This window comes from Arenibacter hampyeongensis, from assembly GCF_002909255.1.
GTDB lineage: Bacteria > Bacteroidota > Bacteroidia > Flavobacteriales > Flavobacteriaceae > Arenibacter > Arenibacter hampyeongensis.
Window position 1 is genome coordinate 239173 of record NZ_PIOB01000005.1, and the last position, 13014, is coordinate 252186.

The following is a 13014-nucleotide window of genomic DNA, read 5'->3' on the forward strand; positions in this document are numbered from 1 at the left end:
TATGATATTGGGTACAGCCCAGTCACAAGAACCAACTTTATATATGAATTTTGACGAACACGGATTTGAGGAGCAAATTGTTTCCAAAAATAATGCTGTTTATATGGTTGATCTTCAGCAAAACCAGTTTGCAGAGGGGCTAACAGGAAAGTCCCTGGACCTTTCCGCCAATGCCTCGCTGAGAAGGCCGGTACTATTGAAAGAAGGAGAGTTGCCCGATTTTAGTGAAAAGTCCTCCTTTTCAATTCAAATCTGGGTCAAAACCTTGCCCAAAGCACCCATGGGAACACCTATTGTTGGAAATAAAATTGCTGAAGATTTCACTAAAGAAGGATGGCAAATCTATACCAAAGAAAATGGGGCATGGGCATTGGTTCTAAATGATGGCAAGAATAGATTTGATTACCAGCCAACGGCCGAAAGGCAAAAGATTAATGACGGATTATGGCATCAAATCCTCTTTACGGTTGATAGGGACCGAAATGAGGTGTGGATTTATTTTGACGGGAATAATGTGGGCATCTATAATACCCCTGGCTTAGAGAGTTTGGAATCGGAATATTCGACCGTTATTGGCGGGTCGGATGAGAAATGGGAATACGGCTCCAACGGGCAATGGAATGCTTTTAATGGGTATTTGGATGAGATAAAAGTATGGAATACGGTCATAAATTCCGAAACAGTTAAGGAGTTGTATGCCCAATTTAATCCCATTACGGAAAAAAGTATAGAGGTCATGGGTCCCAGGCATTTAAAGGTTTTAACATGGAATATTTGGCATGGAGGACACCGTTATGGAAAGGAGGTAGGCTTGCAACGGGTAATAGAGACTATAAAGGCTACTAATGCAGACCTCATAGGCCTTATAGAAACGTATGGATCTGGTGAAGAAATAGCAGATGCCTTGGGGTATTATTTTTATCTAATAAGTTCCAACTTATCCATTATGAGTCGTTATCCGATTACAGAAACGATTACGGAGTTTAAACCTTTTAATTTTGGAGGGGTATTATTAAATATTGGTAGCTCAAAGGAATTGGTATTTTTTGATACCTGGTTGCATTATTTACCTGACTACAGTAATAGTATTATAAAAGAAAACAAAACCCCCAAGGCTTTAATCGCAGATGAGGAAGGGACGCGCCACGGAGAGATAAAGGAAATTTTAAGGAATATAACTCCATATCTAAAAAATTCTGATGAAACTCCAGTAATTATGGTCGGGGATTTTAATATGGGATCGCACCTTGATTGGACAAGGGCAACCAAGGATATACATTATGGAAAAATAGTGGAATGGCCTGAAAGTAAGGCAATGTTCCAAGCCGGTTTTAAGGATAGTTATCGTGAATTGCACATCAACCCCTTACTTGATCCAGGGTTTACATGGACCCCTAGGGCAGCGACCTCTTCTGATAAATATGGTCTTAGGGACAGAATAGATTACATATATTACAAAGGAAATGGGTTGCTTCCAATAGAATCGAAAGTCATCGATTATCACCCTATAATGTTTCCTTCGGACCATGCAGCGGTTTTAACAGTTTTTCAAATTAAATAATACGTTACAAATATGATAAAGTGTAGATTTTTATTGCCCATTTTATTGATAGCCCGATAACTGCTTTACGGATACCCCTTCAAATGGATCCCGTTAAAAAGAAAAAATCACCTATAAGGGGTCCAATCCAGGTTTTGGACCCCTTATAGGTGATAAATGTACAGAATAAGGAACCATTGAGCCACATTGCGATTAAACTTGGTTGGTGTCCTGGGGCCAATGATAGAAAGGCCTGGCGTGATTGATAAAGAGAAATTTTTTTTAGGCTGGTATAGCGCAAACCACTTCAAAATTATTGGGATTTACTTTCGTAAGCGATCTTCCTATTGGTAAAAAAATATCTGTAATGGGGAAATAACTAGTTGATGTTCCTAATTACTTTAAGGGCATCTTCTTTATGTTTCCAATTTGCCAAAAATAATTGCTTATTTTTGCATAATAACCCACATTGTGGCTAGTACTTTGCTAGTTAATGACCAACAGTAGCTAAATGGATGATATTCTTATAAATATTGGTAGGCAATTAAAATTGGCCCGTCAAAAAAGAGATTTAACCTTGCAACAAGTGGCGAAAAGAACCGGCGTTAGTGCTGGGCTTATTTCCAAGATAGAAAATTTAAGAACTACGCCATCCCTTCCCGTACTCTTAAAAATAATGCAGACACTTAGCATAGATTTATCGGAATTGGACTTGTCTTCCAACGTTTCAGGAGATTATATAGTGATTAAACATGGCATGGGGACCAAGGAAGAACGGGAAGATTCCGTTAATCTGGAATATACCCATTTGCTCTCAAGTACCTCTTCCGATAGTAGTATTAGAGTGTATATTGTTAATGTGTCCGCTGGAGCATATCGGAAACCAATTTCTACGAATGCCAATGAATTGATTTATGTTCTTAGCGGGAAGGTGAATTATTTGCTCAAAAAAGATAAGGTTCTTTTGGAAAAAGGGGATCTTTTGTATTTTGATGGATCCATTCCTCACGGGGTTTCCAATGAGTTCAATGAGGAGGCCATCATGTTAAAAATTTACTTTTTACACTAAATACCTTTAGTTCTTCATTGTTTTAAGGTGGGGATGATTATAATATCATTCCAAAAATTGATTGATTGTTTAATCTCGGACTGGGTCGTTCACAAGTCCGGATTTTTTAAACATGCCAAACCCACTGTTTGGCTCGTTATCTATTCCGTTACAGTTCAATTACAGCATTTTGTCAGGTTCCAAAACGGCTTTATTAATTGCTGTTGGCCAAAATCATAATTCCCCTCCATTATTATAAATGCTTGAATCCCAGCTATAGCAACGGCTGGCACTTGGGTATAAGTTTTAACTATGGTATTGCCATATCAACAGTTAAACTCTATATCAATAAGCCGGTAATCGCACGGTTATTGTGCCTAGTGGGTTGTAAATAAAGTATAACTTAAAAACAATACATGAAAGTATTAGTAATTGGGGCGGGGAACATGGGATTGACCTACGCGGAGGCCATGTCAAAATCAAAACTACTTAAAAAAAGAAATTTAATGATTTTGGACAGTTCCCAAGAGAAGACCTTGTCCTTAAAAAAGATTTTACATTTTGAAGTGCATGAAAATTTAGAGGATTGCGTACCTAAGGCAGATCTTATTTTTATTGCTGTTAAACCTTACCATAGTGAGGATTTATTGAGGAAGATGAAAAACCTTGTCAATGAAGGACAAATTGTGATTTCAATTATGGCAGGGGTAACCATAAGATCCATGCAAGATGGACTCGGGATTCAAAAGGTTGTCAGAGCTATGCCTAACTTACCCGCCCAAATTGGAAAAGGGGTTACGTCATATACGGCTTCGGATGAGGTATCGAGAATAGAATTATTGACCATAGAGAATTTATTGGACACTACTGGAAAATCAATTTTGGTCAGTTCCGAAAAGTTTATAGATGCCTCCACTGGAATATCTGGAAGTGGGCCTGCCTATGTTTTTTATTTTATGCAAAGCATGATGGAAGCTGCTTTAAAAATGGGGTTTTCGGCAAATGACAGCAAGATGTTGGTGAGTCATACATTTGAAGGGGCCGTAGATCTTTTTAATCAATCCGACCTTTCTCCCAATTCATGGATGGAAAAAGTGGCATCAAAAGGAGGAACAACTAGGGCGGCATTGGATTCTATGGAAGATAATAATGTAAAGGAACTTATAAAAGAAGCGGCCTATTCTGCTTTTAACCGGGCAGTGGAGCTGGGAAAGGAAAAATAAAATATGTATAAACAGAGAGTAGTTATAAAAGTTGGTACCAATGTAATGACCAATAAGGACAATAGGATTGTAAAGCCTGTTCTTGATCATTTGGTACAACAGATTGCAGAATTATACGAACGTGATATAATGTCGGTATTGGTCTCATCCGGATCGGTAATTGCGGGAATGGAAGTGATGGGCGAGAGCCAAATTACGGATAAGGCAACTCGACGACAGGTTTATTCGGCCATTGGGCAACCTAGGATGATGAGACACTATTACAACATATTTCAAGATTATGGAATGAAATGTGCCCAGGTATTGGCCACGAAACGCGACTTTAATCCTGGGAATCATCGCGATAATATGATTAATTGTTATGAAGGTTTGCTGGCTGAAGGAGTGGTGCCTATTGCCAATGAGGATGACGCCGTAACCCTTACCAATTCTATGTTTTCGGACAACGACGAGTTGGCCAGTTTGGTCGCGGAACTCACCAAGGCGGATAAATTGATTATACTCACGGATACGGAAGGTTTGTACACTGGCCATCCAGATGATAAGGATACTGAGGTCATTAAACATGTAAGCATTAACCAGAATGTGGAACAGTATATAAAGACAATAGATAAGGGTGAGGCAGAAGGTAGAGGCGGTATGGGCTCCAAACTTAATATCGCAAAACAAACCGCTTCTAAAAATATTCCGACGTATATAGCCAATGGAAAAAGAAAGAGGGTTATTTTGGATATTATTGAAGGAAAGAGTGTAGGAACCAAGATTTCGGTATAGCATTGGCAAACAAAAAATTTACAAATGAAATTATTACAAACAGATATTAAAAATAAGGTGTTGCAATCCATGATGGGCATTTTGGAAAGCAAAAAACCTGAAATTATAGCCGCTAATCAAAAAGACCTTGATCTTTTTGATCAAGAGGACAGGGCAATGTACGATCGTCTCATTGTAGATGGGAAAAAAGTGGACGGAATGATAGGCGCCATTGCAGAGGTCCTTCAACAGGAAGATCCAGTGGGTAAAACAAAATCGGAACAAGTACTTGAAAATGGATTGAAAATTGAAAATAAAACAGCACCTTTTGGAACCATAATGATCATTTATGAATCTAGACCGGATGTCACAATTGAAGCTGCTGTTTTGGCCTTTAAGGCCAATAATAAAATTTTGTTGAAAGGAGGAAAGGAAGCCGTTCACAGTAATGTTGTTTTGGAAAAATGCTGGCATCTGGCACTTGAAGAAAATGGTTTGGATGATGACTGGATTCAATTGCTTCACATGAATAGGGGAGAAACCCAGGAATTTTTAAGGAATCCGACCGAAAAGCTGGATCTAATAGTACCCCGAGGAGGGGAGCGATTGATCGCCTTTGTAAAGGAACATGCCAAATGTGCCGTATTGGTCAGTGGAAGGGGCAATAATTTCCTCTATGTTGATAAGGATGCGGATTGGACGCAAAGTTTGGAAGTAATCCTCAACGCTAAAACAGATAAAATTTCGGCATGCAACGCACTCGATAAAATTTTGGTCGATGTACATATCGATGATTATTCCGGTAAAATCAAAGAACTTAAATCCGTCCTAAGTAACAATGGTGTTGAGGTTTTGGTGGATAATAAGGTAGCAGAAGTACTATCAGATAGTTTTACTGTTACGAATGAAGCTATTTGGTATGAAGAATTCTTGGCAATGAAGTGTGTCATAGGGGCTGTTGAGAATTTGGACGGTGCCGTTCAAAAGATCAATAAATATTCTGGAGGGCATTCCGCCACCATAATGACCCAAAACCATGATATGGCCAAGGGGTTTATGGATCAGGTAGACAGCGCTGCTGTATATCACAATGCCTCTACCCGATTTACCGATGGTGGGCAAATGGGTGTTGGTGCCGAGCTGGCAATCAGTACCGATAAACTGCACCATAGGGGCCCATTGGGCTTGGAACAATTGGTTACCAACAAATATTATATCCATGGCAATGGGCAAGTAAGAGTGTAACCGAGAAACTATCTTTCCTGCGGGAGTCGAATATATGCGCGGCGGTCCTAAAGCAACAAATTGGTTTCTAGGGGCTGCCGTTTTTGATTCGCGAAAATAAATTTATAGGAAATATATCTGTTCGAGCCTACCCATTGGTAAACTCGAGCAGATTATGATGGCACTTTTAATTTCAGTCCTCTTGCGGAGGTGTTTCTTATTTTTCATTGGATAGTGAAAATGGAAAATCCTCGGAATTGGTTCCCCTAGTTTTATTGGGGGTTCCGGTCATGTCAAAATTCAAAATTGCTCCTTGTATCAGCTCTTTATGGCTTAACCAGTTTTTGGAATGGACCTTGCCGTTTATAGTCAGCGCATTTACATATTTATTGGATGTACTATTTTTAGGTGCGTTGATGCTGATTTCCTTGCCATCTTCCAAAATAAGCGTTGTTTTTTGGAACAAGGGGGTGCCCAAAACATATTGATCTGTTCCTGGGCAAACAGGATAGAATCCCAAGGCAGAAAATACGTACCAGGCCGAGGTTTGTCCATTATCCTCGTCCCCGCAATATCCATCTGGTTCCGCAGTATACATACGATCCATGGTTTCCCTTACCCAATATTGGGTCTTCCAAGCTTGTCCCGCAAAATTATACAAATAGGGCATATGCTGAATTGGTTGATTTCCATGTGCATATTGGCCCATATTGGCCACCTGCATTTCACGGATTTCATGAATTACCCCACCGTAGTAACTTTCATCAAAAATAGGTGGAAGCGAAAATACTTCATCCAATTTGTTGGCAAAGGCTTCATTTCCTCCCATTAAATCTGCCAATCCTTGAATGTCGTGAAAAACGGACCAGGTGTAGTGCCAACTATTCCCTTCGGTAAATGCATCTCCCCACTTAAATGGATTAAAAGGAGCCATAAATTCACCGTTCTCGTTTTTACCGCGCATCAATTTTGTTTCTGGGTCGAAAAGATTTTTATAGTTTAGACTTCTTTTTTTATAAAGGTTGATTTCCTTTTTTGGTTTGTTCAAGGCTTTTGCCAGTTGATAAATGGTGAAATCATCATAGGCATATTCCAAGGTCCTTGCTGCATTTTCGTTAATGCCTACATCATATGGTACATAGCCAATTTTGTTGTAGTAATCTACCCCAGCTCTGCCTACCGCGGTCAATGGTCCAGCATTATTGGCTCCATGGATCAACGCTTCGTATAAGGTGGCAATGTCATAGGTGTTGGTTTCCCCATTTTTTAAGTAGGCATCCGCTACAACGGAAGCAGAATTGTTGCCCACCATTACATTTCTTAGGCCTGGACTTCCCCATTCGGGTAACCAGCCACCTTCTTTATAAGCATTGGCAAGACCTTCCTGTATCTGGGAGTTAAGTTCGGGGTACATCAGGTTTAGAAAGGGGAAAAGGGCCCTAAAAGTGTCCCAAAATCCTGTATCAGTAAACATATAGCCGGGAAGTACTTTTCCATTATAGGGGCTGTAATGCACCACTTTTCCGTTAACGTCATATTCAAAGAACTTTCTTGGAAACAATAACGAACGATAAAGACAAGAATAGAAAGTCCTGAATTGGTCCACGTTACCACCTTCTACTTTTATTCTTCCCAGTTCCTTGTTCCAGGAAGCCCGACCTTTTTCTTTGATGGTGTTGAAATCATCGTTGCCAAGTTCCCTTAAATTCAACTCGGCTTGGTCATAACTTATAAAGGAAGAGGCTACTTTGGCAATAACAACTTCGCCTCTCTTTGTTTTGAAACCAACAATGCCACCTGCGTGGTCGGTTTCAATCTCCAGACCTTCCAATAGTTGCTCCCCACTAAAAGTCTTGGTGGTTTCAAAGTCCTTATCAAAGACCATCACAAAGTAATTTTTAAAATTATCTGGGACACCTCCACTGTTCTTGGTTGTATATCCTATTATTTTACGTTCGTCAGGAATAATTTTCACATAGGAACCCTTGTCCAAAGCATCTAGAACTATTTGGGAATGTTCATTTTCAGGAAAGGTAAACCTGAACATGGCAGCTCTTTCCGTGGGCGTTATTTCGGTGGTAATATCATGATCGGCCAAATAAACGCTATAGTAATAAGGCTTTACAATCTCTGATTTGTGCGAAAACCAACTAGCCCTATCGTCTTCAGTAAAGCGTAGTTTGCCGGTAAGTGGCATGATGGCGAACTGGCCGTAATCGTTCATCCATGGCGAGGGTTGATGGGTTTGTTTAAACCCTCTTAGTTTATCCGCTGCGTAGGTATATGCCCAGCCATCTCCCATTTTACCGGTTTGTGGCGTCCAAAAATTCATACCCCAGGGCATGGCTATAGCCGGGTAAGTGTTTCCGTTGGACATGCTTGGTTTGGAATCCGTTCCCACCAATGGGTTTACATAATCTACAGGTTCTTGTGCATTTGCGATCCAAGTAAACAGTAACACTAGGGATAACATTTGATTTTTAATACTGATTTGGTTGATCATATTTAATAAATTAGAATAGTGCTGGTGCCGGTCGCTAATTTCTTAATTGAAAGAAGCGTAATGACATCGTTTGAAGTTAGGGAAATCGAAATTAGCACTTTTAAACATGGCAATAAAAAAATGAACATAATATTCCATTGAATTAACAAAAAACACCCTGCTGTATTGGAAAATCTAACCAAAATGAAAGAGGGCCTAACATTTTGTGCCTTATCTTTGAATTGATTGGTTTTTTATTGGGAAAAACATAGTTGTAAAGTGCATAGTATAGTATAAAACAAGAGGCAATATGGAAAGGAATGAATTATACCCTGTTTTTTTAAAGGTATCCCAACTCAATATTTTGATTGTCGGGGGAGGTAATGTTGGTTTGGAAAAACTGACTTTTATGCTTAAATCCAGCCCCCATGCCCAAGTGGAAATGGTGGCGCCAGAATTTTTGCCTGAAACCTTGGAACTTGCCAAAAAACATCAGGTAAAAATAACCAAGGATAGGTACAGCAATAAACACCTGGAAGGTCGACATATGGTTATTGCCACCACGGATAAAGTTGCTGTAAACGAACAAGTGTATCACGATTGCCGGGAAAGGCATATCCTGGTGAATGTAGCGGATAATCCTCCTTTTTGCGATTTTTACATGGGCGGAATCGTTACCAAGGGCAATGTAAAAGTAGCTATTTCCACCAATGGTAAGTCGCCCACAACGGCCAAGCGCCTACGTCAATTTTTTGAAGACGTAATTCCAGAAAATATAGATGATCTGGTGCAGAATTTAAACGAATTCCGAAAAACCATAAAAGGCGACTTCGAGGAAAAGGTAGAAACATTGAACGAGTTTACCAAAGGACTGGTAAGCAAGAAAAAGGAATGAATTTACTGGTAGGTTGTGCTATAGTCGGGTTGGATTGGTTTGTGAATATTGACTTTGATTCCCTAATTCTACGAAAGCGTTTTCGGAAAGTTTCGTAATGTTACGAAAAGAATATAATAGATTGATTTTTAGCATATTACAATATAAAATCTCTAAATGTTTTTTTGGTCCCTACTTACGTTTTTTGTCTCCCTATAAGTCAAAATGCTAGCCGTGATATAGATTTTAATATATTTGATTATATCTTCTAGGATTTTCATATTGGTAATATATCCTATAAAATTTTGAGACATATGTATTATTTGGGTTTGGATATTGGCAGCTCTTCAATTAAGGTGGCCTTGGTGGAGGTGGCCTCAGGAAAAAGTGTTGGGGTGGTTCAGGAGCCGGAAACGGAAATGGAAATGATCGCCCTAAAAAATGGATGGGCAGAACAAGACCCTAAAGATTGGTGGGGATATGTATGTAGCGGCATAAAAAAAATTAAGCAAAAGTACGGTATAAAGGAGAATCAAATTAAGGGAGTTGGTATTGCCTACCAGATGCACGGTCTGGTATTGGTGGATAAGCAGGGTGAGCCCGTTCGGAAGTCTATTATTTGGTGCGATAGTCGTTCTGTTGAAATAGGTCGGGAAGCTTATGGCAAAATTGGTGAGGAAATATGTAAGGCCCATTTATTGAATTCCCCGGCAAACTTTACTGCCTCTAAATTAAAATGGGTAAAGGAAAACGAACCAGAACTCTACCAGTTGGCGGATAAATTAATGCTGCCAGGAGATTATATAGCCTATCGTTTTTCAAATGTTATCAATACCACTATTTCTGGATTATCAGAGGGTATTCTGTGGGATTTTAAGCAGGATTCGGTGGCCGATCTTTTATTGGAGCATTATGGTATTCCCAAGTCTTTTATTCCTGATATTGTAGATACGTTTGGCCTTCAATCCAAAATAGATAAACAAGGTGCAGAAGAAAGTGGCTTGGCACCGGGAACTCCTATACTTTATAGGGCGGGGGATCAACCCAATAATGCCTTGTCACTTAATGTGTTTAACCCAGGAGAGGTGGCGGCAACTGGTGGTACCTCAGGGGTGGTATACGCGGTTACTGAAAATCTCTCTGGTAAGGAGAGCACTAGGGTGAACAATTTTGCACACGTCAACTATACCCAAAAAAAACCAAGAGTGGGCAAATTATTGAATATCAATGGCGCTGGAATTCAATACCGTTGGCTGTTGAATAACTTGGATGTGGACTCCTATGAGGAAATGAATACTTTGGCTTCCGAAATTCCGGTAGGCTCGGACGGAGTGTGTCTAATACCTTTTGGCAACGGAGCGGAGCGCATGTTGAATAATAGGGAGGTAGGAACCAGACTGGTGAACGTCAATCTAAATAATCACAACAAGGCACATATCTGTAGGGCTGCTCTGGAAGGCATTGCCTTTTCCTTTGTCTATGGTATGGAGATCTTGAAATCGGACGGTATATCCATAGAGGTGATGCGTGCTGGAAACGACAATTTATTTCGGTCCGAAATTTTCTCCAATACCGTAGCAACCTTGGTATCACAGGAAATTGAAATTTACAATACTACAGGGGCAATTGGCGCTGCACGTGCCGCTGGAATTCAAGATGGGGGATTTGAAAAATTTGGAACTTATATAACCAATAACGACCATGTTAAGACATTTAAACCCTTGAAGGATAAAAGTGCTTTTCAAAAGGCATATGAAAATTGGAAAAAAGAATTGGAACTAATCATTAAATAATAAAAGCAAAGAGATGGCAATAATAGGAAACAAGGAATACTTTAAAGGTATAGGAGATATTAAATTTGAAGGAAAGGAATCTGATAATCCTTTGGCATTTAAATATTACAATCCAGATCAGGTAGTTGCTGGTAAAACGATGCGGGAACATTTTAGGTTCGCCATTGCCTATTGGCATACATTCTGCGGTCAGGGAGCAGATCCGTTTGGACCAGGTACCCAAAATTTTGCATGGGACCAGGCATCGGATCCAGTACAGGCAGCAAAAGATAAGGCGGATGCTGCATTTGAATTTATCAGCAAAATGGGCTTTGATTATTTTTGTTTCCATGATTTTGACCTTATTCAAGAGGGGGCTACTTTTGCTGAATCGGAAAAGCGTTTATCCATAATCACGGATTACCTAAAGGAGAAGAAAGCGGCTTCCGGCATTAAATTACTTTGGGGAACGGCCAATTGTTTTTCAAATCCGCGCTATATGAACGGGGCGGCAACCAACCCGGATTTTAATGTTGTGGCAAGAGCAGGGGGGCAGATAAAATTGGCCTTGGATGCCACCATAGCCCTAGGCGGCGAGAATTATGTTTTCTGGGGAGGAAGGGAAGGTTATATGTCCCTTCTAAATACTGATATGGGTCGCGAATTGGACCATATGGCCCAATTCTTGGGAATGGCAAGGGATTATGCAAGAGCCCAAGGTTTTAAAGGGACATTCTTTATAGAGCCCAAGCCTATGGAGCCTTCCAAACACCAATACGATTTTGATACTGCCACTGCCATAGGATTCTTACGTGAATATGGCTTGGAAAAGGATTTCAAAATAAATATAGAGGTAAATCACGCTACTTTGGCACAGCACACTTTTCAGCACGAATTGGCGGTTGCAGCCAAAGCTGGAATGTTGGGCAGTATAGATGCCAACAGAGGGGATTACCAAAATGGTTGGGATACCGACCAATTTCCTAACAATATTCAAGAAACTACCGAAGCCATGTTGGTCTTCTTAAAAGCTGGAGGACTGCAAGGTGGTGGAGTAAATTTTGATGCGAAAATAAGAAGAAACTCCACGGATTTGGACGATGTTTTCCATGCACATATTGGAGGTGCCGATACCTTTGCAAGGGCATTGATTACCGCCGATAAAATTATTTCTTCCTCTGCTTATGAAAAAATGTTGGCGGAAAGATATAGTTCTTTCGATTCTGGAAAAGGAAAGGACTTCGAGAACGGGAAACTTAATTTGGAGGCACTGTATAAAATGGCCCAAGAAAATGGAGAATTACAATTACAGAGTGGAAAGCAGGAGTTGTTCGAGAATATTATCAATCAATACATATAACAATATTAGCTAGTTCAACAAATATTATATTTGAAGTAAAAATATTATTTTGCCGATTTAGTCATTTAGTTAATTTTTGGCTCCTCCCTTTATTTAAAGGGAGGTGGATTCGCTTTGGCGAAGACGGAGGGATCAAGATGTTATATTTTAGTGGATAAACCTGTATTGAATTTAATGTTTAGGTTTAGTCGCTTTATCTCCCCGTCCAACGCGTTGGACACCCCTCTTTAGTAAAGAGGGGAGCTTTTATAAGAGCTAAATATGAAGAAGATGTGTATCCATAACAGGAAAGATCTAATTGAATCCAGAAAGGAGTTAAGAAAGAACCTTACGCCGGCAGAGGCATTCCTTTGGAAGCATATTAGGGCAAAACAATTTGATGATAAAAAATTTGTAAAGCAGCATAGTATTGGAAACTATATTGTAGATTTTTATTTGGCATCCGACAAATTGATCGTAGAGGTTGATGGGGCAGTACATCAAAATCCAACGGCTATGGAATATGATGAAAAAAGAACTTTATTTTTGAACGAATTAGGTTTTTCGGTCATTAGATTCGAGAATAAAATGGTGTTTGAAAACTTACCATCTGTTTTAACAGTAATAAGAGAGAATTTTAAAGAAAAATAGATATTGTAATATTTAAAAGAGACGATTTGCTTTGATGAATACACAGTTATTAACGGATCTAATTATTGCTTTAGTTTAAAAGGCATGACCCGATTTCTTTGATAGCAT

At 39.6% G+C, this 13014-nt stretch carries 10 protein-coding genes; 9 read left to right on the forward strand and 1 reads right to left on the reverse strand.

What is annotated here, in order from left to right:
- Position 1: 1 nt before the first annotated feature.
- The 5 genes from CWD91_RS14140 to CWD91_RS14160 all read left to right on the forward strand — a co-directional run bounded on the left by CWD91_RS14140 (position 2) and on the right by CWD91_RS14160 (position 5809).
- Complete coding sequence (locus tag CWD91_RS14140; RefSeq protein ID WP_192877676.1) at positions 2–1561, forward strand: endonuclease/exonuclease/phosphatase family protein; 1560 nt, start codon at positions 2–4, stop codon at positions 1559–1561.
- Positions 1562–2051: 490 nt separating this feature from the next.
- Positions 2052–2609, forward strand: a complete 558-nt coding sequence (locus CWD91_RS14145; protein ID WP_103441608.1) for a helix-turn-helix domain-containing protein — start codon at positions 2052–2054, stop codon at positions 2607–2609.
- 395 nt (positions 2610–3004) lie between these two features.
- Positions 3005–3811, forward strand: a complete 807-nt coding sequence (gene proC / locus CWD91_RS14150) for a pyrroline-5-carboxylate reductase (protein WP_103441609.1) — start codon at positions 3005–3007, stop codon at positions 3809–3811.
- A gap of 3 nt (positions 3812–3814) precedes the next feature.
- On the forward strand, positions 3815–4585 hold the full coding sequence (gene proB, locus CWD91_RS14155; protein ID WP_103441610.1) for a glutamate 5-kinase: 771 nt from the start codon (positions 3815–3817) through the stop codon (positions 4583–4585).
- A 24-nt stretch (positions 4586–4609) separates the two neighbouring features.
- Entirely contained in the window at positions 4610–5809 is a 1200-nt protein-coding gene (locus CWD91_RS14160) for a glutamate-5-semialdehyde dehydrogenase (protein ID WP_103441611.1), read from the forward strand.
- A gap of 196 nt (positions 5810–6005) precedes the next feature.
- On the opposite strand, the gene CWD91_RS14165 is transcribed toward CWD91_RS14160, so the two are convergent.
- A complete protein-coding gene (locus CWD91_RS14165; RefSeq protein WP_239985799.1) occupies positions 6006–8261 on the reverse strand; it encodes a GH92 family glycosyl hydrolase in 2256 nt (751 codons plus the stop codon).
- 319 nt (positions 8262–8580) lie between these two features.
- On the opposite strand from CWD91_RS14165, the gene CWD91_RS14170 reads away from it, so the two are divergent.
- The 4 genes from CWD91_RS14170 (at position 8581) to CWD91_RS14185 (ending at position 12906) form a co-directional block, all read left to right on the forward strand.
- Positions 8581–9165 carry a precorrin-2 dehydrogenase/sirohydrochlorin ferrochelatase family protein gene (locus CWD91_RS14170; protein WP_103441613.1) on the forward strand — a complete coding sequence of 195 codons (585 nt, stop codon included), beginning with the start codon at positions 8581–8583 and terminating at the stop codon, positions 9163–9165.
- Positions 9166–9458: 293 nt separating this feature from the next.
- Complete coding sequence (locus CWD91_RS14175) at positions 9459–10937, forward strand: xylulokinase (protein WP_103441614.1); 1479 nt, start codon at positions 9459–9461, stop codon at positions 10935–10937.
- A 13-nt stretch (positions 10938–10950) separates the two neighbouring features.
- Positions 10951–12276, forward strand: a complete 1326-nt coding sequence (gene xylA, locus CWD91_RS14180) for a xylose isomerase (protein ID WP_103441615.1) — start codon at positions 10951–10953, stop codon at positions 12274–12276.
- Positions 12277–12537: 261 nt separating this feature from the next.
- Positions 12538–12906, forward strand: coding sequence for an endonuclease domain-containing protein (locus CWD91_RS14185; RefSeq protein WP_103441616.1), 369 nt, complete (start codon positions 12538–12540; stop codon positions 12904–12906).
- Positions 12907–13014 lie beyond the last annotated feature (108 nt).